At 56.5% G+C, this 21,953-nt stretch carries 22 protein-coding genes; 7 read left to right on the top strand and 15 right to left on the bottom strand.

The genetic code is table 11. From position 1 onward, the window contains the following. Positions 1-4 precede the first annotated feature (4 nt). The 3 genes from EYC98_RS02545 to EYC98_RS02535 all read left to right on the top strand — a co-directional run bounded on the left by EYC98_RS02545 (position 5) and on the right by EYC98_RS02535 (position 3,256). On the top strand, positions 5-280 hold the full coding sequence (locus tag EYC98_RS02545; protein ID WP_279243737.1) for a hypothetical protein: 276 nt from the start codon (positions 5-7) through the stop codon (positions 278-280). Beyond that, positions 280-1,845, top strand: a complete 1,566-nt coding sequence (locus EYC98_RS02540; protein ID WP_279243736.1) for a cryptochrome/photolyase family protein — start codon at positions 280-282, stop codon at positions 1,843-1,845. The genes EYC98_RS02545 and EYC98_RS02540 overlap by 1 nt, the downstream gene beginning before the upstream one ends. A gap of 157 nt (positions 1,846-2,002) precedes the next feature. Then, positions 2,003-3,256 (top strand): lipase family protein, encoded by a 1,254-nt coding sequence (locus EYC98_RS02535; protein ID WP_279243735.1) that lies wholly within the window; start codon positions 2,003-2,005, stop codon positions 3,254-3,256. Positions 3,257-3,400: 144 nt separating this feature from the next. On the opposite strand, the gene EYC98_RS02530 is transcribed toward EYC98_RS02535, so the two are convergent. The 6 genes from EYC98_RS02530 to EYC98_RS02505 form a co-directional block, all read right to left on the bottom strand. Further along, entirely contained in the window at positions 3,401-4,108 is a 708-nt protein-coding gene (locus tag EYC98_RS02530) for an SDR family NAD(P)-dependent oxidoreductase (protein WP_279243734.1), read from the bottom strand. Continuing rightward, positions 4,105-4,461 (bottom strand): thiol-disulfide oxidoreductase DCC family protein, encoded by a 357-nt coding sequence (locus EYC98_RS02525; RefSeq protein ID WP_279243733.1) that lies wholly within the window; start codon positions 4,459-4,461, stop codon positions 4,105-4,107. Before EYC98_RS02525 ends, EYC98_RS02530 begins: the two co-directional genes overlap by 4 nt. A 3-nt stretch (positions 4,462-4,464) precedes the next feature. Further along, positions 4,465-5,355 (bottom strand): TIGR03619 family F420-dependent LLM class oxidoreductase, encoded by an 891-nt coding sequence (locus tag EYC98_RS02520; RefSeq protein ID WP_279243732.1) that lies wholly within the window; start codon positions 5,353-5,355, stop codon positions 4,465-4,467. A gap of 76 nt (positions 5,356-5,431) precedes the next feature. Beyond that, a complete protein-coding gene (locus tag EYC98_RS02515; RefSeq protein WP_279243731.1) occupies positions 5,432-6,442 on the bottom strand; it encodes an NAD-dependent epimerase/dehydratase family protein in 1,011 nt (336 codons plus the stop codon). A gap of 64 nt (positions 6,443-6,506) precedes the next feature. Beyond that, positions 6,507-7,139, bottom strand: coding sequence for a TetR/AcrR family transcriptional regulator (locus tag EYC98_RS02510; protein WP_279243730.1), 633 nt, complete (start codon positions 7,137-7,139; stop codon positions 6,507-6,509). Positions 7,140-7,142: 3 nt separating this feature from the next. After that, on the bottom strand, positions 7,143-8,417 hold the full coding sequence (locus tag EYC98_RS02505; protein WP_279243729.1) for an NAD(P)/FAD-dependent oxidoreductase: 1,275 nt from the start codon (positions 8,415-8,417) through the stop codon (positions 7,143-7,145). A 105-nt stretch (positions 8,418-8,522) separates the two neighbouring features. Between EYC98_RS02505 and EYC98_RS02500 the strand changes: the two genes are divergently transcribed. From EYC98_RS02500 to mtnA, 3 genes are read left to right on the top strand one after another with little or no spacing between them, the layout of a single operon-like run. Next, a complete protein-coding gene (locus tag EYC98_RS02500; RefSeq protein WP_279243728.1) occupies positions 8,523-9,860 on the top strand; it encodes a glutamine synthetase family protein in 1,338 nt (445 codons plus the stop codon). A 12-nt stretch (positions 9,861-9,872) separates the two neighbouring features. Continuing rightward, a complete protein-coding gene (locus EYC98_RS02495) occupies positions 9,873-10,733 on the top strand; it encodes a hypothetical protein (protein WP_279243727.1) in 861 nt (286 codons plus the stop codon). Then, positions 10,723-11,796, top strand: a complete 1,074-nt coding sequence (gene mtnA, locus EYC98_RS02490; protein ID WP_279243726.1) for an S-methyl-5-thioribose-1-phosphate isomerase — start codon at positions 10,723-10,725, stop codon at positions 11,794-11,796. Before EYC98_RS02495 ends, mtnA begins: the two co-directional genes overlap by 11 nt. A 5-nt stretch (positions 11,797-11,801) precedes the next feature. Here the strand turns inward: mtnA and EYC98_RS02485 are convergent, their stop codons facing one another. From EYC98_RS02485 to EYC98_RS02470, 4 genes are all read right to left on the bottom strand, one after another. Next, positions 11,802-12,026, bottom strand: coding sequence for a type II citrate synthase (locus EYC98_RS02485; protein ID WP_279243725.1), 225 nt, complete (start codon positions 12,024-12,026; stop codon positions 11,802-11,804). Between the two features lie 78 nt (positions 12,027-12,104). Beyond that, positions 12,105-14,018 carry a B12-binding domain-containing radical SAM protein gene (locus tag EYC98_RS02480; protein WP_279243724.1) on the bottom strand — a complete coding sequence of 638 codons (1,914 nt, stop codon included), beginning with the start codon at positions 14,016-14,018 and terminating at the stop codon, positions 12,105-12,107. Positions 14,019-14,197: 179 nt separating this feature from the next. After that, positions 14,198-14,419 (bottom strand): PA3496 family putative envelope integrity protein, encoded by a 222-nt coding sequence (locus EYC98_RS02475; RefSeq protein ID WP_279243723.1) that lies wholly within the window; start codon positions 14,417-14,419, stop codon positions 14,198-14,200. Between the two features lie 486 nt (positions 14,420-14,905). Further along, a complete protein-coding gene (locus tag EYC98_RS02470) occupies positions 14,906-15,409 on the bottom strand; it encodes a shikimate kinase (RefSeq protein WP_279243722.1) in 504 nt (167 codons plus the stop codon). An 84-nt stretch (positions 15,410-15,493) separates the two neighbouring features. Here EYC98_RS02470 and gcvT point away from each other — a divergent pair, with 84 nt between their 5' ends. Next, positions 15,494-16,597: a glycine cleavage system aminomethyltransferase GcvT gene (gene gcvT, locus EYC98_RS02465; protein WP_279243721.1), complete on the top strand. Its 1,104-nt coding sequence runs from the start codon at positions 15,494-15,496 to the stop codon at positions 16,595-16,597. Here the strand turns inward: gcvT and EYC98_RS02460 are convergent. The 5 genes from EYC98_RS02460 to EYC98_RS02440 are packed head-to-tail and all read right to left on the bottom strand — an operon-like array spanning position 16,548 to position 21,948. Further along, entirely contained in the window at positions 16,548-17,870 is a 1,323-nt protein-coding gene (locus tag EYC98_RS02460; RefSeq protein ID WP_279243720.1) for a BatD family protein, read from the bottom strand. The genes gcvT and EYC98_RS02460 overlap by 50 nt on opposite strands. Continuing rightward, entirely contained in the window at positions 17,867-19,489 is a 1,623-nt protein-coding gene (locus tag EYC98_RS02455) for a VWA domain-containing protein (RefSeq protein ID WP_279243719.1), read from the bottom strand. Before EYC98_RS02455 ends, EYC98_RS02460 begins: the two co-directional genes overlap by 4 nt. Then, positions 19,479-20,531: a VWA domain-containing protein gene (locus EYC98_RS02450; protein ID WP_279243718.1), complete on the bottom strand. Its 1,053-nt coding sequence runs from the start codon at positions 20,529-20,531 to the stop codon at positions 19,479-19,481. The genes EYC98_RS02455 and EYC98_RS02450 overlap by 11 nt, the downstream gene beginning before the upstream one ends. Continuing rightward, positions 20,509-21,006: a DUF4381 domain-containing protein gene (locus EYC98_RS02445; RefSeq protein WP_279243717.1), complete on the bottom strand. Its 498-nt coding sequence runs from the start codon at positions 21,004-21,006 to the stop codon at positions 20,509-20,511. The genes EYC98_RS02450 and EYC98_RS02445 overlap by 23 nt, the downstream gene beginning before the upstream one ends. Continuing rightward, positions 21,007-21,948 carry a DUF58 domain-containing protein gene (locus tag EYC98_RS02440; RefSeq protein WP_279243716.1) on the bottom strand — a complete coding sequence of 314 codons (942 nt, stop codon included), beginning with the start codon at positions 21,946-21,948 and terminating at the stop codon, positions 21,007-21,009. Positions 21,949-21,953: the final 5 nt, after the last annotated feature.

The raw sequence follows: 21,953 nt of genomic DNA, 5'->3' as shown, positions 1-21,953 counted from the left end.
CGCAGTGGCTCGCAAACAGGATCTTATAGATGAGCTGTTAGGTGAATCAGAGCCGATCATCGATAGAAGCTTGCGTGGCCAAGCGCTGCGTCGGGCGGACCAGGGAAAACCGCCCCGCACCATGACGGCCTGGGAGTGGGAAGCCTACTACCGAGAACACGGCCAGCCAGAGTCACATGCAAATGTGGCAGCGGGCGCCCGCGTCAGGTGGCTGCAGCGCCTGCGAGCCTGGACCCGGCAACGCCGGTTGCCTGCGGCGACTAGTCAGGAGGATAAATAGTGGGCACCACAGTAAGCACCAGCGTGTCGCAACCACGTCTGATTCTGGTGCTGGGTGACCAGTTGTCCGACAACAACCCGGTATTACGCGGAGCTGTGGCGGGCAAGGATCATGTGCTGCTGGCCGAAGTGGCAGAAGAGGCCAACTACGTCCGTCACAACCGGCATAAGCTGGTGCTTATTTTTGCCGCTATGCGGCGGTTCGCTGGCAGTCTGCGCGAGCAAGGCTTTACGGTGCATTATTTAAGCTACGCCCAGGCGATCGACTCCCTGTCGAGTGCGGTCGAGACTGTGCTGGCGACCGCAGAGTTTGCGGCCGTTGATGTGTGTGAGCCGGGTGAATATCGGGTACTCGAATCCCTGCAAGCGATGGGAGAGAGCATTGGCCTGCCGGTCAATATTCACCCCGATACGCGTTTTTTATGTCAGCTCGATGAGTTTGCAGAGTGGGCCAGTGGTCGCAAGCAATTGCGCATGGAGTACTTTTACCGGCTGATGCGCCAGCGCTATCAATTGTTGCTGCAGGACGATGGTGAGCCAGAGGGTGGGCGCTGGAATTATGATCGTGAGAACCGCAAAGGTTGGCGGGCCGCGGAGGCGGTGCCCGAGCGTCCGGTGGTGGCAATGGATGAGATTACCGCTGCGGTGATCGCAGAGGTAATGGAGGCGTTTCCGGATAACCCCGGGGATTTGTCCCAATTCTGTTATGCCACTGATGCCGCCACTGCCCAGCAGCAACTGGACTGGTTCTGTGAGCATGCGTTAGCACGGTTCGGGACCTGGCAGGATGGTCTGGCAGAGGAAAGCCCGTGGATGTTTCACAGTATTATTTCTATGTACATGAACATCGGTCTGCTGGATCCGTTGCAGGTCTGCCAGCAGGTCGAAGCGCAGTGGCGCGCAGGTAAATGTGAACTGGCCGCCGCCGAGGGGTTCATTCGTCAAGTGCTGGGTTGGCGGGAGTATGTGCGCGGCATCTACTGGTTACACATGCCGGCCTACGGCAAGCTAAATCACTTTGATGCACATACCCCTTTGCCGGACTGGTTCTGGACTGGCGAGACGGATATGCGGTGTTTGTCGCGTGCACTGAAGCAATCCTTGGAGCTGGGCTATGCGCATCATATTCAGCGGCTTATGGTGATTGGCAACTTCGCCCTGTTGGCCGGCCTGGACGTGGAGGAAGTGTGCGAGTGGTACCTGGCGGTTTATACCGATGCTTTTGAATGGGTCGAGTTGCCCAATACCGCCGGTATGGCGCTGTTTGCCGATGGCGGCATCATGGCCAGTAAGCCCTATGCGGCCAGTGGCAGTTATCTTAAACGCCAGGGCAATCATTGTGCGGCGTGTCGCTACGACCCCGCACAGGTAACCGGCAGCGCTGCCTGCCCCTACAACGCCTTGTATTGGCGGTTTATTGATCGGCACCGCGCTGGCCTCGAGAAGAACGGGCGAATGGGGTTGGTGCTGGCTAACTGGAAGCGTCGCTCGCCAGAAGATAGAGACGCTATTGTGCAGTTTGCCGAGTCTTCGCTGCCGAATCTTCTTGCCACCGACACAGCTTAAACGCGGCCCCGCTTCTAAGGGCAGCTCGTAGGCAAAGCTCATCGCTCGGTCCGCACTCCGTGCCCCAGCGCAGTCCAACCACAACCTGTGGTCATAGTATGCCCTGAAACTTATGGCCTATACTGGGGGACTATTCTGATCGACGGAGCACTGAACGATGGCAATAACTGAACTGGCGGCGCCTCTTCTGGGGTTCATCGATAACAACCCGTCCACGTTTACATTCATCGCCTCACTGATCAGCCTTATCGTCGGCAGCGGTATTCTCTCTTTTCTGCGAAGGCCAAAGCAGGTCAGCCAGGGGGAAGCGATATATTTTGTAGATGAAAAATTACTTGCCCCGCCCATGTCTCGCCCCGGCTACAGTGATCGAATGGCCTATGTACTGGCAGAGATGTCCTCCTTGGCCTACTACGAATTCGAGGGTACTGGTGGCACTGTGCTTAATGCAGCGCAGAAATTCCTGAAATTGACCAACGCGGACACGGAACAAGTTCAGCGTTTGTTGGGCACGTTTGCAGACGAGTTGTTGCTCAAAGGCGTCGATAGCAGGGAATTTCTGGAGAAGATACTCCTCCAATCCAACTTCAAACTGCTGGGTACGGTCAATGTCGATACTACCCAGGCCTTTGTTTGCCGACGCGTCGCGGCTGGTGAATCACCCTATGTGGTAGTGGCGTTTCGCGGTACAGAAAAGAAAATCGATGACTGGCTGACAGATGCAGATGCGATTCCCACGCCCTATGGTAATGGTAAGGTCCACACAGGTTTTCTTTCCGCCTTTACCGTATCCATGGACGCTAAGGGCAAGACTGCGGAACAACGCATCGAAGAGATATTGGCTGACCCTGAAGCTATGGACGAGCAAGGGCAGCCGCTGCCCTTGTTTTTTACTGGTCACTCATTGGGTGGCGCGCTGGCGCTGCTGGCGACCCGTGAATTGGCCGATGACAGCAGCGGTGCCTGCTACACCTATGGCGCACCGCGGATTGCCGACTACGAATATTTCGGTGGCATGAAAACGCCGGTATTCCGTGTCGTCAACTCCGCCGATATCGTGCCCAGAGTTCCGCCGGGAGCCATCATGTCATTAATCGTAAAATTGGTGCAGGGTCTGGCCTGGATTACCGGTTTTATACCGGTCGCCTCGCAACTCTTCAAGAAACTGGAAGCCCTGCTAGACAAGTTGAATGGCTACCGTCACTTCGGTGATCAGCGTTACCTGACCGATGTAAAGAGTGGCCGCTTCCATACCGTCAAGTTGCTCAGTAACCCGCCGGCTATTGATCGTATCTATTGGATGGGGCAGCAGATCCGGCTGTCTTTCTTAACCCCGGTGAAGAGTCATGGCATGGAAATATATCGCAAGAAGCTCAATCACATCGCGAACTCGCGCATGAAGGGGTCTTAGCCGTACTCTCGAATAAGAATAGTCAAATAGATAGCAATAAAGGATGAATACGGTCGTTAATATAGGTGGCGAGTAAACTTACACAGAATCAGCCAAGACTGCGCTTTTGCCTAACTCCGGTGGCTTGGCCTCTGAGATAGCAGCCTACCAGGGCAGTTCGGTACCGTCCCAGCTCCAGAAACGGCCGCTGTTATCCGGCGTTAGCTGGTCGATAACGGTGAGTAGATAGGCAGCGGTCTGAGCGCCAGTGAAAAGCTTCTCCGTTGGCACATTGGCCTGAAACGGCCGTGACAATGCGGTGTCAGTGGTGCCCGGGTGGAGGGCGGCAACGGCGCCTTTGGGCATCGCCATCCGCCATTCCAGTGCCAGCGTTTTCAGCGCCATATTGAGAGCAGCTTTTGAGCAGCGGTAGCTGTACCAACCGCCACTGCGGTTTTCTTCGATTGAGCCAACTCTGGCTGAAACTGCTGCCAGTTTTGGTGAATCGCTGAGCTTGAATGACTTGTGTAGGCTTTGCGCCAGTAGCAGTACCGGTAGCGCGTTGATCTGCATACTTTTGCTGAACAGATCCGGGTCGATGCGGCGCACGGTTTTTTCGGGACCGGTATTACCGTCGTGGAGCAGCCCGACCGCATAAATTAGGTAATCCAGCGGTTTTTCAGCAGGCCAGCATTCTGCCAGTTGGTCTTGATTGGTGACGTCCAGCTGCAGCCAGTCAATGCCGGTAGCAGCATGTTCTGGAACTTGGCGTCGGTAGGTGGCAACCACGTTATCTACGTCAGGTCGCGCGCTCATAGCATTGGCAAGCTCCAGCCCAATACCTCCGCTACCACCGACGATGAGTACGTTCATACGTTTGCGTTATGGTACAAGCGGCGGTAGCGCCAGCGCGCCCAGAGGGCATAGCCAATCTCGGCCAGTTGGCGCACCACAGGCAGGCGCAAGAGTCGCCAACGACCGGCGTAAGGCGTGTGTTCCCACGCACTGATATTCGCTTCCAGGCCAATCACGAATGCGCCGTCGGCGGTTTGTAGATGCAGCTGTTGTAGTAGCTGATCACTGTCGGGTAAGTTGCAGTCATCGCTTACGGAGTGAATATCTACCAGTTCCAGCGAGTCTGCTTTGACCTCCCGCAGTCGCTGCATCTCGGCGTTACAGAGGCCGCAGTTGCCGTCGTAGTAGAGCGTGTCGTGGCCGGCAGTCATACGCTATTCGCCAAAGCGTTCCCGGTAGGGCTGCATGATGTTCTCTGCATACCAGTTGATCATGCCTATCTTTTCTTCGACGGTCTGGGTATCTGCAGATTTGTCATAAGGATTGCGGAAGGCAATGATCACTTCGGTAATACCGATACCGGCCAGCTTCTCCAGGCCCTCCAGCGAGAAGGCTTCTGCGGTCATGCCATGGTTTTCGAACGGCAGGTGATCGCGTTGGTATTCGCGGCGGAATTCATCAATCTGGTCGATCATGCTTTTCAGTTCTTCGGTTGACGCTCCGGCGGCTATCCAGCCATCTCCCAGGCGACCGGCGCGTCGTAATGCAGGCTTGGCGTGGCCTCCGACCAGCAGCGGCACGTGAACGGTAGGCACCGGACACAGTTTGATGGGGTCAACCTGAAAGATTTCACCGTCGTAGCCAAAGTACTCGCCACTCATTAGGCCGTTGATGATTTCCATCATCTCGTCCATGCGCTTGCCGCGTTTTTCCCAGGGTATCTGCGAGGCGAGGAAGTCTTCGGGCCAAGGGCTGATGCCAACGCCGAAGCCGAAGCGATTGTTGGTGATCACGGCCAGACTGGATAATTGCTTCGCAACGATCACCGGCTGGCGGATGGCCAGCTTGAGCACGGAGGTGGTGAAACGAATTTTACGAGCAACCGCGGCTAGATAGGGAATCGCCACGAAAGGCTCGAGAAAGGGTACCCCGTCAAGAAAGTCGCGGCTGCCATCGTCGTTGTAGGGATAGACGTCAGAACCTTCCTGCGGATAACAGATGCTATCGGGAAAGGTGAAGGTGTCGAAACCGGCGTCCTCAGCGGCTATGACCAGGGGCTCATATTGGTCAGCGGGACACATTGTGGCGTGGTAGGCAAATTTCATAGCAGGTCTCCAACAAAAAGTTATAGTCTGTGTACGCTTCAATATCAGATCTGGATGAGCCTTCTTTTAGCTCCGTTCAGTCGGCCAGTATGCCTGCTTCTTGTTCACTGATGTGTCCGGCTGCCAGTAGCCAGCGGATGGCAGCTGACATACTTTCCTCCACCGGGCGAAACTCCAGGTCCAGCTCGTCCATCGCCTTGCTGTCGTCCATGCGCACCCAGTTGGTGGCATAGACCATGGCTTCATAAGTTACTGGAATATCAATCGGTGTATCACGCCATTGATTCACTTTATCCATCAGCCGCCCCAGCCCGCGCATGGCACTGGCGGGCACGGGTACTTTGCGGAGCTTGCGACCGGTAATTGCGGAGATGATGTCTACCAGCTGCGTCCATGGCACAAAGTGGCCGCCCAGTGTGTAGCGCCCCGATGTGAGCGTGCCTTCCAGCAAACGCTGGTGAGCCAGGGCGACATCGCGGACATCTACCCATTGATTGCCACTGGGCATGACCGGGACCAGGCCGTTGAGGTAGGTCTTCAGGCCCTGATGAGGCTCTGTCAGGGCGGGGTCGTCGGGGCCGATAATCGAGCCGGGGTAAGTAATGTGGATAGGCGCGCCTGCATCTTGCAGTTCCCTAACGTATATTTCGCATTCAACCTTTGAGGCTCCATAGGCATTACTGGCCTTGCCGGGAGGCGAGTGCTCGTTAAGGAACGCTGCGCCGGGATCATACAGGGCGGTAACGCTTGATACGTGGATGATGTTTTCGACACCGGCAGCAATGGCGCCGCCAATCACCTGGCGGGTGCCTCCGACATTGGTGTCGCGAACTAGCTGGGCATCGCGCTGGTCAATCGAAACCATCGCGGCTGCGTGGACCACGCCGTCACAGCCCGCCAACGCAGCTGCCACACTGGCTTCGTCGGTAATATCTCCCTGTGTGAAGTGCTCTATCTGATCGCCAAACAGTCGGCGCATTTTGTCCTCGCTGCGCACCAGCAATGAGAGCTCATGGCCGGCCTTCAGTAGGGCGGTGGCGGTGTGGTAGCCGACAAAGCCAGTACCACCGGTGATCATTATCCGCATAGCGGTGTTCCCATTGTGTGCGTTAAGCCTAAAAAGATAGTAGCAGCTGCGTCAGAATAAGGTATTAGTCGCTCAGCAGAGTGACGCCAAGACGCTTCAGGTCGGTCTGCGATTTGCGCGCCTGAGAAGGTGTTTGCAGTACGATAGATAATAGCAATGCATGGGTCATTTCAAGCCATAGCCGGGCGCGGCGTTGGTGTTCCTGCTGGCCTCCGCTAATACCCAGGCGAGCGAACATAGGTGCCAGCAAGGCGATCACCAGCTCGTCGTGATGAGCGTCAAGGTCGCGTAGCTCGGGCACGGCATTCATCGCATGTACCAGCGGTAGCACTCCCCGTTGCTCGCGGTAAACCTGTAGCAACTGCTCGACACAGTGCTGGCAGAATTGGGTCACAGTCATCATTTCCAAATCTGCCTCGGCGATCTCCTGCATGGTGCTGGTGTACTCCTCCAGCCAGTATTCTCCAATCGCATGCAATATAGCCTGCTTGTGAGGAAAGTAGTGATACAGCGACCCTACAGATATGTTCAACTCCCGAGCGATCAAGGTTGTGGTCAGGTCGTCAAAGCCTACTTTTTCCAGCAAGCTTGCTGCGGCCAACATGATTTCGGTGCGGCGCTGGCGCGAGCGCTGCTGTTTTGGCTGGCACTTTTTACCCAGTTGGCTTTTGCGCCGGGCGATGCGTTCTTCGCTCATGGTCTAGAGCCGGTCAAGCATGGCGTACCATGCCATGCCTAGCACTAAGCCTGGCCAGCGCAGTAGTGTGCCGCCGGGAAATATGGGCGTCGGTACCGTGGCCATGATGTCGAAGCGCTCGGCGGTGCCCGCCACTGCCTCGCTAATCAACTTGCCGGCCAAGGTGGCGATGGGTACGCCGTGTCCGGAGTAACCCTGAGCGTAAAATATGTTAGCGCCGATACGGCCGAACGATGGCATACGATTCACTGTTACCGCCAGCGTGCCGCCCCAGGCGTAGTCGATGGCAACCTGATCGAGTTCCGGGTAGGTGGCCAGCATGTGCTTGCGCACAAAAGTCTTCATGTCTTTTGGGAAGCGCTTGGTATAAGTCTCCCCGCCACCAAAAAGCAATCGATTGTCGGCAGAGAGCTTCCAGTAATTGATGACGAATAAGCTGTCGGACATCGCACAGTCGTCACGAATCAGCGCGCGCGCTGTGGTTTCTGGTAGTGGTTCTGTAGCCAGTATGTAGTTGTTGATGGGCATGATGCGGCGTGCCGCCAGTGGCGCTAACTTTTCGAGATAGCCATTGCAGCCCAGCACGAGATACTTGGCTTTGACTGTTCCACTGCCAGTTTCGACCTCCACGCCCTCGCCCTGACGATAGCTGATGGCGCGACTTTGCTCGTAAATGCTGGCTCCCAGTTTGGCTGCAGCAGCAGCCAGGCCCAGGGCATAGTTGAGCGGATGTAAGTGGCGGCCGCGTGTATCCAGGCAGCCACCGTAGTAACGCCGGGTGCTGCTCATGGACTGTAGCTCGGTCTTGTCTACGTAACGTACTTCCTGATAGTCATAGTCACGGTTGAGTTTCTCGACATAACGCTGCATGGCGTCAATTTCACCGGGTTTGGCGGCGACATGCAGGTCGCCCGATTTTAGTTCGCACTGAATGTCATGGCGTTGGATCAGGTCGCAGACGGTATCGACTGCCTCTAGCCCCAGCCCCCATAGCTGACGTGCGTGATCTTTACCGACACTTGCCTCCAGCTCATCCTGATCGTTACGTTGGCCAACGCTGCAGTGTCCGCCATTGCGGCCTGAAGCTCCCCAGCCCACGCGCTCGGCCTCAAGCAGAACGACGGAGTAACCTTTTTCACGCAGGTGGATTGCAGAAGACAGGCCGGTGTAGCCGCCGCCAATAATGCAGACATCGGCCTCAACGTTAGCGTCTAGCGTCGGGAAGCTAAGCTCACGATTTGCACTGGCGGTGTACCATGAGTTTATGGGGTCTGACAAAAGTCCTGCCTCCTGCAGAAAAGCCGAACAATGCTTCGGAATTAAAGTTGGATGATAGATCGGTGTTCTGCAATAATCAACGCTCGCGTGCTATTGGTAGTGTATATGAAGGACATCAAGAGCTGGTTAAAAGAGCACGGCGTCACTGAGGTTGAGGCGATGGTGCCGGACCTGACTGGTAACGCCAGGGGTAAGTTTATTCCCGCTGCCCAGTTTCTTGAAATGGGCGAGCCACGATTACCCGAGAGTATCCTGATCCAGACTGTGACCGGTGAGTACAGTGATGAACACTGGGACTTCGTTGCCCCCACCGACGCTGATATGGTGCTGGTGCCGGATCCTGATACCGTCCGCCTGATACCCTGGGCGCGCGAGCCGACCGCGTCAATTATTCATGACTGCCATACCATGGATGGCAAGCCACACCCACTCTCAACCCGTAATGTGTTGCGTAGGGTTATAGAGCTGTACACCGCTGAAGGCTGGCAAGCAGTGGTCGCCCCGGAAGTCGAGTTTTATCTGGTGGCGCGCAATGTAGACCCCGACCAAGAGCTGAAACCGCCGCAGGGCCGGTCGGGGCGCGCTGAGAGTTCCCGTCAGTCCTATAGTATTGACGCGGTCAATGAGTTCGAGAGACTGATTGAGGATATGTACGATTACGCCGAAGCGCAGGGTCTGGATGTCGATACCCTGATTCATGAAAACGGCGCGGCGCAGATGGAGGTCAATTTTCTGCATGGTGACCCATTGAGTCTGGCAGACCAGGTTTTTGCGTTCAAGCGCACTGTGCGTGAAGTCGCCCACAAGCACGGGATCTATGCCACCTTTATGGCTAAGCCTATGCAGTCTGAGCCTGGCAGCGCGTTGCATATTCATCAGAGCGTGGTGGACATTGCCACCGGTGACAATATATTTGTCGATGCCGACGGCAAGCAAAATGCGCGTTTTCGATCCTATATCGCCGGCCTGCAAACCTTCACCCCTAACCTGATCAGTTTTTACGCGCCCAATGTGAACTCCTATCGCCGTTTAGCGCCGGAGTTGGCTGCCCCCATTAACTTAAACTGGGGTTTTGATAATCGTACTGCGGCGTTCCGGGTGCCCCAAAGCAGCGCGGCGGCGACTCGGGTGGAGAATAGATTCCCTGGTGCCGACGCCAACCCCTATCTTGCCATCGCGGCGAGTCTGGCCAGCGGATATTTGGGCATGAATCAGGGGCTGTCGCCGACTGAGCCGCATTTGGGTACGGCTAACGAGGACGCCATCGAGGTAGCGCGCAGCCTGGAAGAGGGGCTGCGCAAACTGCAAGACGTACCGGAGCTGGTGGAGATATTTGGTGCGCTTTTCCTCAGTGCCTATGAAGCGGTGAAGCTGGACGAGTTCGAAGAATTCAACCGCGTCATCAGTTCCTGGGAGCGCGAGCACTTGTTATTGAATGTCTGAGAGGTTACGTCCATGAATGATCGTGTGCAGACAAATGTGGTCGGTGGGCTGCACTGGTTCTCAGCGCTGAAGTATCTGATTTATCTGCTGCTTTGCATTAACGTTTTCGTGTTTTTGATGGAAGAGCTGGCGGCGATGGAGCATACCTTCGGTAGCGGTTTTTCCGGCGGTGATCTTATCCAGATGTTCTCAGCCACTATTGATACTGCAGCCTGGGTTGTCTTGTTATTGCTGTTTGAGCTGGAAACTTCTGTTATTGATGATGCGCGTTTGCACGGTTGGCTTAAGCGCGTCCTGCACTGGGTACGTTTGATCTGCTATGTGTTCATTGTTTATGCCTGCTACGGTTATGTGCTGGAACTGCAGGCGTTGTATCAGGTCAGTGAGCTAACGGTGCCGGCTTGTAGTGTATTGAGCCAAGACTGGTCGATCCTGCTTGATCTGGATGAATATGTGGCGATGGATGCGAGCAATTGTGCCAGTTTGCTGCAGCCGGTTACCCGCGTGGATGGCCTCGGTTCAATACTGAGTAGCGCGGATGTGCTGCACGCTGCCCGCTGGCTGGCCTGGACCGACGTGCTCAACGCCAGTGCCTGGATACTCGTGGTATTGGTGTTGGAATGGGATGTGCGCTTGCAGCTTAAGCATGAACTGCAGGGAAATCTGATATCTGTTAGCAAGCTGGTAAAAGCGGTGTTGTACACCATCTTGTTATTTGCCGCTGTGTATTGGGGCTTCGCTGGTGATTTTATTGATTTTTGGGATGCCTTCCTGTGGCTGTTCGCATTCATTTTCATTGAGATAAACGTGTTTAGCTGGCAAGCGGAAACCAACGCGGCGGCGGATGCCATTGGCGAACCGCATGCAACGTAGTCTTCAGTACAGCCCAGAAGGTCCTGGTCTGCAGATCATAGATCAGACTTTGCTACCGCATCAGTTGCGCGTTGTCTCGCTGCGCACTCTCGACGACTTCTGCACCGCTATCAGTTCAATGCAGGTGCGCGGAGCGCCGTTGATCGGCGTTACCGCAGCCTATGGTCTGGCCTTGAGCCTCGCCGCCGATGCCTCAGATGCAGCACTCGGTGACGCCATTGAGCGTTTGTTGGAAACCCGGCCCACGGCTATTAACCTGGCCTGGGCTCTGGAGCGAGTGCGCGCAGAAGTTGTTGATGTGGCGCCCGCGCGGCGCGCAGGGGTGGCACTGGCAGCGGCGCAGCAGTTGGCAGCTGACGATATAGCAGTCTGTCAGCGTATCGGCGAGCACGGACTTACCGCGCTGCGTGGGCTGCCCGCGCTGGCTGCGGGTCGCACCCTGCAAATAATGACGCACTGCAATGCTGGTTGGCTGGCCGCTATAGAATGGGGTACGGCGCTGGCGCCTATTTACGCAGCTCATGCGGACGGCATACCAGTCCATGTGTGGGTCAGCGAAACGCGGCCGCGTAATCAGGGGCTGCATTTGACCAGCTGGGAGCTGGAGCAGGCGGGAATCGCGCATACGGTTATTGCAGATAACGCCGCTGGCCATTTGCTGCAAAGCGGTCGGGTTGATGCCTGTATTGTCGGCAGTGATCGCACGGTTGCTAATGGCGACGTCTGCAATAAAATTGGCACCTACATGAAGGCACTGGCGGCCAGTGCTCACGCCATCCCATTCTATGTTGCGCTGCCAGTGTCGACCATTGACTGGGCCTGTGCGACCGGGGCAGATATCCCCATTGAGGAACGGCATGGGGACGAGGTGCGTGAAGTTAGCGGTATCGATGCCAGCGGTAGGGAGGCGGATGTGCGTCTGACCACAGCGTCTGCAGTCGCTTATAACCCGGCTTTCGATGTCACACCCGCGGCATTGGTGACGGCGTTAATTACGGAGTGCGGGTTGGTGTTGCCGACGCAGCTGGCTCAGTCTAAACAGGCATTACTGGGGGCGGGCTGAGTCTCTTAAGGTGCGGTCTCTTCGAGCAGATCCTCATCCAGACCTACATGTTCTATACGCGGGTAACGCTCCCAAAAGAAAGTCTGTCGATGATCGCAGATCATGCAGCGGTGCTCTTGGGCACCGCTCTGTGCATCCATTTCTCCGGCATGTTCCAGCATGCCCTGGCTACAGCCGTCGCATATATAATTGACTTCCACTGGTCTGACTAAACGTTTTACGACTGGCATTAAGGCTCTCCCGTTAGCGTTCTTTTATAGGGCAAAGCCAGCATGGACGCAAGCGCCGTTGACCCAATTTGCACGTACCTAATCGCCATGGACCATAACGCTGTGTTGGTTGCTGGCGATAATATCCCGGGCAGCGGGGGGTTGTGAGGGAATGATCTGGCCCTGTAGCCAGCTGCCACCATCGGCATCGTGGAGTATCTCGCCCACTCCACCGGGATGCTGCACGTAAAGCTGCTGAGCCTGAGTCTGAAACAGATCTGCTTCGGGTAGCTCCATTGCTCCCAGCAGACGCTTTACCTCTGTTGCATCGAAATCAAAGGAGATGGTTTCCAGTCGCTCTGACCCGGAACGCGGACAGCAAGCCGCATCCAGAGCCAGCAGTTTTTGCGCCCGCAGCGCCACCCCTTGATCGCTGGCGTGGGTCTCCATCCAACTGGCCAGGGCCGCGCTGATCACCTTATAACAACGTTGGTGATCGCTCAGGGCGGCCAGGTATAGCTGGTTTCTGGCCTCATAGACAGCCATGCGATCACTGCTATCGAGGTCTTTAAGTTCGCTTCCGTAGTGTTGCAATAGCGCTCGTAAGATACTGCGTAGCAAACCCGACACCGGCGCTGCTCGGCTCAGCGCTAGCCAGCGCGTTGTCAGCGGCAGAATATGGCCATGCACCAGCAAGATGTGCGCAGTGATCAGGAAGTAACCCTCTTCACCCTGGTCGCGGCTGAAGCTGTGACATCCGACAACGTATTCACCTTTCGCTTTGCCATAGCCTGCGACAGGTATTGCCTCTATCTGATATTCCTCACGACGTCGGTAGAACTCAGTCCCCGGCAGCAGTGTGTAGCCAAAAATATTGATATTGGGAAAGGTTGCCAACAGTTGGTCGAGATTGGTTTCGAAGCTGGGTAGATTGTCACCCGGTAAGCCCCAAATCAGCTCCGCCGCTATCGGCACGCCCTGCTCAGACATGTGTTTGGCAATCGGCTCGTACTGATTGGAGCTCATATTCTGCCGATTGCTCAAGCGCAGAGCCTCTGGCGTCAGCGTCTGCAGCGCCAGTTGATAGTGCGGCAATAGCTGATGTCGATGTAACAGCAGCGCAATCTCTTGCACTTGGCGGCTGTGCTTCTTGGACCAGGAGGTGGCGAATGACTGGGGCAGGCCGGTCTGCTGTTTCAGCTCTGTAATCAGCCTGGCCTTATCGGCATCTTGCTTGAGGGCGCCAAAATTTGAATCAGCCAGCCACAAGTCCTTGATGCCTGAATCGACGATGCGGCGCCAGTCGCGCTCGATGCGCTCCATTGACCACTGGTACATCTTACTGCCAATGGCCCCCGTGCCCCATTCACAGAAGGCGCAGCGAAACGGGCAGCCGCGGCTGGTCTCATAGGAAATGGAGTCGTAGAGTGGGTCTCCCTCGGGGCTGGAAAGTTCGAGCACATCCAGCGGCGAAGGAAAGTCGTCGAGTGTTTTGCAGCGCTCGCGGCTTTCACTGCTCTTAATGCCTTCGGCTTCCAGCCAGCTCAGGCCTGCAATTTCCGGCCAGCTTTGCCTGCCAGGCGCGTCGAGGAATTGTTGGAAGGTAATCTCCCCTTCGCCAAGCACAATCACATCAATGGGATCGTGCCCCAAATAATCCTCTGCCTGTTGCACATGCGGCCCACCGGCGATACAGAGTAATTGCGGCAAATCTGTTTTGAGTTCTGTCAGTAGCTCTAGAAACTCGGCGGCATTCCAGGTGTAAAAGCTGAATCCAATGATTGGCTGCAGGTCTGCTGCCAATGCATCAATTGCGATCTCTCTCAGTTCTGCGCGCCAGCGCTGTAACCATGCATCGAGGGCGTCATGGTCGCGGAAGTGAACCAGTTCGATATCGGTGGTGGCGCTGGTCTGGCCGTACTTGCGAAAGTAGGAAGTAAGCGCGGCATTGGTCGTCGGCGGTGCCCAAAACTGATCTGAGTCCATGCTGAACAGCCAGACCGGTCGATTCACTATATTGCCTCCAGTTACAGCCTCTTCGCGGGGCCAAGTTTCATCTGGGGAACACTATAGCAATGTCTGCTTCTTTGTACAGATGCGGTGAGGTGGCGGCCGCTACTTCTTTACTGTGCGCGGCTGCCGCCTAGCTCAAACCTGATGACGAATGCGCACTGTGAGGGTTAGGGTCTGTGTCAGATGTCGTCCCAGTCCGTCTCAAGATAGTCCAGTTCATCGCGTAGGCGTTTATCTTCCAGCCGCTGTTCGGCCCGCCGACGTAATTCAGCCAAGCGGCCTTTGCCAGCTGACTCTAGCGCATCGGCGGCAAACATTTCTTCAACCGCGTCGCCTGGCTCTGGATCAAAAAAATCCTCGGCACCGTCATTTTCATTAGATTCGGATTCTCTCTGCCCCATACTCATCTCCGCGGAAATCAGTCAGCCTGTTTCAGCGCCGAGGGCGCGGCTGGACAGGGCTAGTAAATCAAAAAATTGTGGGCATTACGATCAAAAAAAAGAGTGAATATTGCGACCGTGTGCGTACATTGTGGTGCGCTGGCAGGGTGCATTTGTGTGGTGAGTTGAAGAGGGCGCGGCAAGGCCATTCCATCCATGGATAATCGCGATCGGGCCCTCACTTCCCTGTGAACAGGCTCTACCTGATGGCTCACTGACAATGCAGTAGCGTCCGTATGCTGCATCGACACCGGTCTGACCAGCGAGGCTTTTGCCGCGCCCTCAAATAGGTTAATGCAATAAGGTTGCCAACTTTCAGCGCCGTGAATCTGCGGTTTCGACAGTTCTGCTGTGGTGTCGCGCCTTGCTTTGACACGTTGCGACATGTCCGGGACATGTTTGCGCTGCGCGCCGCTTGCTGGTCTAGCAGTTAGAGATGTTTCTGGGTCAGTTTTCGTGCAGAGCATCGAGAATGGCGCTAACGGTGATGGTCGCCGCCGCGGTGTTGCCGTCTATGACATGTGTGGCAAAACGGTGATACAGCGGTCTCCTCTCTGCGTAGACCGCGGCCAGGTCCTGTCCTGGTGCACGGGCAATGCCGCGGCTGTCGGCGTCGTCAATGCGCTGGCGTACGGTGGCGAGAGATATGTCTACAAAGACTACCGGCCCGGCCTGCCGCAGTCTTGCCATGGCGGACTCGCTATAAACGGCGCTGCCGCCTGTTGATATCAGGCTGTTTTCCACGGGCATATTCAGCAAGACTTCGGCTTCTTTAGCGCGCAGTGCCAGATGGCCCTCGCAATCCAGAATTTCCTGCAGGCTGGCTTGGTATTGCACTTGCAGCAGCAGATCGGAGTCGACGAAGTTGAGGCCGAGTGCTTTGGCCAATAGTACCCCTACCGTGCTTTTGCCGGCACCGGGCATGCCAATGAGACTGATTGTGTTAGCCATCGGCCGATTGTAGCATCGGCTTGTGGGTCGGCGGGCAAAGTTATAAAGTGGCGCCCTCCTCGCTGATCCCATTTGGAGCCTCCCTTGCTGCAAGTCCCGCTTGATTCACTGCACCGCGAACTAGGTGCAAAAATGGTCCCCTTTGCTGGCTACGATATGCCGGTGCAATACCCCTCGGGCATTATTAAGGAGCACCTGCACACGCGAACTGCGGCGGGGCTATTCGATGTATCCCATATGGGCCAGTTGGTGGTTTCCGGTCCTGGAACTACGGCTGCGTTGGAAGCCCTGGTGCCGGTTGATTTGGCGGCGCTGCCTGTGCACAAGCAGAGTTATGCGCTGCTGACCAACGACGACGGCGGGGTGCGCGATGATCTGATTATTACCCGCTGGGGCGATGAGGAGTACTTTCTGGTAGTCAATGCTGCCTGTAAAGAGGCCGATATCCAGTATTTGCGTGACCATATGCCTGAGCAGATATTTCGCTTACTGCCCGACCACGGGCTGTTGGCCCTGCAGGGACCGCTGGCACGAGAGGTGCTGTCTGCGCATGTGCCCGAGCTGGCGCAGCTGCCGTTTATGCAAGGTCTGTCCGCGCATCTCGCCGGCGCCGAAGTTTATGTTACTTGTTCTGGTTACACCGGCGAGGACGGCTTTGAGATTTCTATCCCGGCGGCAGCGGTCGAAGCTATCGCCCGGCTGTTGTTAGACCACCCGGCAGTGGCTGCGGCAGGTCTGGGTGCGCGCGATTCGTTGCGTCTGGAAGCCGGGCTGTGTCTTTATGGGCACGAGCTCGATGCTACAGTCACGCCTGTCGAAGCGGGATTGATGTGGTCGGTGAGCCCATCGCGTCGCGCCCGCGGAGAGCGTCCGGGTGGGTTTCCTGGCGCCGCGATCATGTTTCGGCAGCAGACCGAAGGCGTTACCTATAAGCGGGTGGGCCTGACTGTGTCCGGACGACGTCCAGTACGCGACGGTCAGCAGGTGCTAAGTAGCGATGGCGTGGCAGTCGGGGTAGTGACCTCAGCGTGCTACAGCCCCAGCCTTGAACTACCCATCGCCATGGCAAGGATTGATGCCAGTTTTGCTGAGCCTGATCTGCAGCTTTTGGTGGATGTGCGCGGTAAACAGGTGCCGGTTACGGTAACGAAGATGCCTTTTGTTCCGCAGCGCTATTATCGGGGTTGAGGCGCAGCCTGACGGCATTCGGCAACCAGCGCTGCCACCACTTACCCGCGGTTGCCCGATCCCGTTGCAGGCTTGTCGGTAATTCTGTTGAAGTGTCGCTGAAGGCAGCGTTTAGCAAGTGTTCAACAGAGTTGTCACTGTCCTTGTCCTTTGACTGTGCGCCGCGGACGCTGCGGCGCAGGCTATACCAGTTGCGCTGCGGACGTGAGCGATTCAACCAAACATAGAACCAGTGTGCCGCGGTGGCAGCATCACCACGGCGCAGCGCACGCTGGCCACGTTGCCAGACCGCCGTATTCGATTGTTGATACCAACGCAGCCCCCGCCAGATACCGAGAGCCAGCCCTGCCGTTGTCAGCAGGCCCAGTAAGACACTCCAATTGGGCCTCCAACGGGTTTTGTGCGAAGCAGGTTCTAGCGCGGCAGCTTCAGCAGGCGTCAGCGCGGCTCCTGCATCCACACTCAGCGCAGGTGTTGCTAATGTGCGCAACTCGGAATTTGTGGTGTCCCACCAGTACAACTGCTGCGGCTCTATCTGATACTGCCCTGGCTTCTCCACCACATAAGTAATACGTTGCCGGCGCTGGGCCTTTGCATTGCCCCGATTACTGGTGTTCTCCAGTTCTGGTGGTTCCGGGTAGGCAGCAAGGCCTGCAGGTTCAGGCAGGCTTATTACTGGCAACATCATCGCTTCGAAGTTACTGGCCTGCATGAGTATGTCTACGGTGAAGGCGTCGCCAGGAAGTAATGCCTGCAGGTCCCTATCAGTGCTGAGTTCCACACTGAATTTTGGCGCCGCGACCCAGCGATCAGCAGCGCTAAGGCCGGGAGGCAATAGGGCCTGAAAAGACAGCGCTTCAGAGCGGGTTGTGCCCCTGATGATGCCAGCGCTGGCGTCATTCACCGCCAGCTCAAGCTCTATACCTGGCACGTTAAATTCCCCTTCTCGCTGGGCATAAAGCTGGATGGTCCAGCGTTGTGCAACCCAGCTGACGCCGTTTTTGGTGCGGTTGAGGTTGTTGGCAAACTGGTCCCGGCGCAGCACTATCAGGCCAGGTGCTTCCGGTAACTTGAGCCGCGTACCGCCGCTGAACCAGCGCTGTGTTGCGATCTCTACCGTTAGCTCCAACTCCTGTCCGACGACAATACTGGCGTTGGGTTTAATCCAGCTGTTGATCTCGAGTTCTCCCGACTGCAAGAGGTCTTCTAGCGACTTGGCAGTCGCTGTGCCATGCCACACCAATAAGAGCAGCACTAGCAGTAGCCGAATCATGGTGTGGCCTCCGTGGCCGCGGGCAGCTGCGCCGGGGCTGGGGGCTGTTCTTGCATGCTGAATTTGATGGCGAGAAACTGCGCCGGGTCGCGCTGTACGCCGCGCATCCACATCTCAGCAATTTTTGGGTCTTGAAGAATTTCCTCAGCGCTGTAACTCACCAGCTCGGCCTTCTCGAAGCTGATGCGTTCGGCACCTTCGGCGCGCTCGGGGTCGCTCTCGCCCAGCTCTTTGGAGCCCTCACCGGCCTCTTCCTGCTGCGACTGGCTCATGAGGTTAATGGCATCGATAATCTGTTGCACGATATCGCGATTGCGCAGTGCCGCGGCATTACTCGGGTTGTCATCAAGAATTTCCTGATAAAGCCGCACTGCCGGTAGATAGTTCTGCGACTGGGCCAGAGCGTTGGCCCTGTTAAAGCGCGCGGTCTCACTGTCGATGCGCGAGTAATACTCTGCCGCCAGCGTAAACTCCTCGGCGTAGTAGTACGCCAGTGCTTTCCAGGCGGGATCGTTAAACCGCTGCGCTGCGGCGCGATAATCACCGCGCTTTAGCAACAGGCGACCCTGCTGCTGTGGCGTCAGCCACAGGTCGGCGAACCAGTGCTCACTGGCTACGGCCTGTTGTGGTTGTGCCAGCAGGCCGAGCAATAGCCAGGGCAGGCACCACTGCAGTGTCCAGCCCTTGCGAAACCATAGGGCGAAAATTGCCAGTGCAGGGAAGAGCAGCCAGTAGCCTCCGTCCTGCCAGGGCACAGCCTCGTCATCGCTGATGACGTACCATGAATCAATCCGGCGCAGTACATTTTTGACATCTGCTTGGTCCACGGTTAAATCGATGTAGTGCCCGGAGCCGGCACTCGCCAGCTGTTTCAGAGCGGTTATTTCCAGCGCCGGGTAAGGACTTTCCTCCGCTGCAGTCTCCGCCCCAATGCCCCAGACCAGCAATTGATAGGGACTGTTGTCGAAGTAATTCGAAAATGCCTGCACGCTCTCATTCGATACGCCATCGGTCAGCAGCAGTATGGTGGTTGGGAGTGATTCATCCCCGGTAACCTGCGTCAACAGCGGCAATACGTATTCCGCAAACTTGCCGGCGCGCGGCATCACGTCCGGTTCAATGGCGCTTAAGTATTGGTTCAAGATCTGTACATCATCGGTTAGTGGTAGCACCGTATGCGCGCTGCCTGCATAAGCAATCAGTGCCGTCCGCGAGCCGCTGCGTTGTTCCAGCAAGTCAGATATTTTCTGTTTGGCGCGTTTTAGACGCGTCGGTTGCACATCGCGGTATTCCATCGACGCGGATACATCCAATGCGATGACCAGTGCGGCCTCGTCGCGCGCCAGCGGTGAGGGCTGCTGCTGCCAGCTGGGTCCCATCAGGATCAACACCAGTAGCCCCATCAGCAGCAGGCTCAGGGATGCCGGGTTAAACCAGTGACTGCGATACTGCCTGACTCGCAAGGCTTCCAGCAGGTGCGGCGCGATGATTGCCTGCCAGCCCCGAGTTTCGTCCTGTTGTCGTCGCAGTAACGCGCTGATGCCAATAATTGGCAGCAGCAGGAATAGCCAGGCGGGGCGCAGAAAATGAAAATTCTCTATGAACTGTTCAAGTTGCATAGTTGGTCTCGCCAGATCTGGTTTTCGCCTGTCGATAACTTAGCGCGGCGGCGGTCAGGTGGTAAATCAGGTAGAGCAGTACTGCGGCAGACACCGGTATGTAGTGCACGCTGTGGCGCGGCCTAAAGCTGGTGCTTTCATACAATTCTGGTTCCAGCGTGGCGATATCTGCATAGGCTTTTGCCAGTTGTTGCTGATCCACTGCTTGGAAGTAGGCGCCCCCGGTTTCGCTCGCGACTCGCTTGAGGGTTTCCTCATCCAGTGCTTCTTCGCCGACGGTTGCGGGATCGCCGATAGCGATACTGTAGATTCGCACATCACGTTCCGCTGCAACCTTGGCGGCATCCACCGGTGGTACAGTGCTGCCGGTGTCATTGCCATCGGTAAGAATAATCAGCACTTTATTGTCTGAGGTGCTCTGTGAAAACAGATGCAATGATAGTCCGATGGCATCTCCGAATACCGTGCTGGGCCCTGCCATGCCGATTTCCGTTTCCATTAGCAACTGCAGCCAGGTGGTATGATCTTCGGTAAACGGTGTCTGCAGGTAGGGTGCAGAGCCAAACACGATAAGACCCAGGCGGTCGCCTTCGCGCTGGCGGGCTAGCTCCGTCAGCACCAGCTTGACCGCCTGCAGTCGATTCAGTCGCTGCGGTTTGGGATCATCGCCGTTTTGGCCTGTGCGGGTAGGTGCGCTGAAGTCCATCGCTTCCATAGAGCCGGAAAGATCCACTGCGATCATCAGGTCGCGCGCAGACTTAGTGAGCTCTACGGGCTCGCCAACCCATTCGGGTCTGGCGACGGCCAGAACCAGACAAACCCAGGTAAATACGACCAGCAGGCCCTGAATGCGAGTACGGTTGGGTATAACCGCGCCGGTCTTGGGTCGTTCCTCGTTGAGTTCCAGTAGCGCTTCAAAGAAAGGCACGCGGACGGAGTCTCTGGTGTGTTTAAACGCTGGCAACAACCTTAAGAGCAGCGGTACCGGCAGCAGCAGTAGCCACCATGGGCTGGCGAGCTCAAGCATTACTGCGGCCCTCATGTTTCTGGATCCAATCCAGGCATTCACGCCGAAGGTTTTCCAGTTGTACTGAATCCGGTACCAGGGCGCGGTATTGGGTGCTTGCCAACAGCGCGCCACTGGGCTCGCTAAAAGTGCCCGGGACCTGTTGATTAAGCCATGTCACCCAGCTGTTGCCGCTGAGCTGGGCTATTTCGGCGCGCGGGCGCGCTGCCAGTGCAGTGGCTTTGAGCAGGCCGGCAATGGCCTGCAGGGGCGCTCCATGAGACGTATCCAGCTGACTCAGTTGGCGGTAGGCTTCGCGACGATAACGATTGCGCCACCATTGTTGTGCACGCTTTAGCGCATGCCACAGCAGCAACAGTAGTGCGGCCGCCGCCAGCACACGCCAGGCCGGTGCTGTGGGTAGCCAGCTTATTGCATCAGGGGGGATAATCTCACTGATGCCCTTGATGGCATAGTTGCCAAAAATATCTGGAAGTGGCGGCGCTGACATTCAGCGTTGACCCAGATGCTGGCGCAGCTGGCTGAAAACGGATGTAACCGTGTTGAGTGGAATGACGGGCATTCCATGCCGACGTAATTCCAATTGAAGATTCTCGACGCGGTTTTGAAACGTTGCCTCAAAACGCTCGCCCAGCGATTTCTTGTGTGGCTCCAGTTGCAGTTGATAGCGACCGTCACTGACCACTAAATCCGAGGCTGAGGAAATATCCTGCTCCAGTGGGTCATAGATAAAACCGGCAATCAAATCGTTGTGCTGGCTGATCCGTTTGACCGCCGCTAGCGAGGCCTGATTCCAGCCATCAAAGTCAGAGACAATAACTACTAGATAATCATGTCCTACCATTCGCTCTGCGACCGCGATGGCGTTTTCTAACTGGGCAGGATTAGGCGGGACCTTACTGCTGACGGCGAGTTGTTGGTTCATCGAGGCTAGTTGGGACAGAATTGAGAGTAGATTGCGGCGGCTGCGTGAAGGCTTGATCTGCAGTATCTGCGAGTCGTTGAACAGTATGGCACCAACGCGGTCGCCCTGTTCGAGTACGCGCCAGCCTGCCACGGCGCCCAGCTCGGCCGCGCTGACCGACTTCATTTTCTGTTGGCTGCCAAAGAACATGGATAAGCGTTGGTCGATCACCAACAGCACCGGGCGGTCGCGTTCTTCGGTATAGACCCTGACATGGGGTTTGCCGGTGCGATTGGTGACACGCCAGTCCATACTACGAATATCATCACCGGGGCGGTAGTGGCGCAATTCTTCAAAATCCAGCCCGCGACCACGCAGCCGTGAACGCTTGCGCCCGCTCAGCAGGCTGTTAAGGGGCTGGCGGGGCAGGAACGAGAACCCATGCGCCTCCTGATGTAGCCTGCTTAAGGCTGTCACGTCTACATAGACGTTGCTGCTATCTTTGCTGTCATCGATTGGCTGTGACATGAGCG

This window comes from Candidatus Litorirhabdus singularis (genome assembly GCF_026262625.1).
Classification (GTDB): domain Bacteria; phylum Pseudomonadota; class Gammaproteobacteria; order Pseudomonadales; family Halieaceae; genus Litorirhabdus; species Litorirhabdus singularis.
The sequence above is the reverse complement of the archived record's forward strand: the minus strand, read 5'-3'. Positions and strand labels throughout refer to the sequence as shown.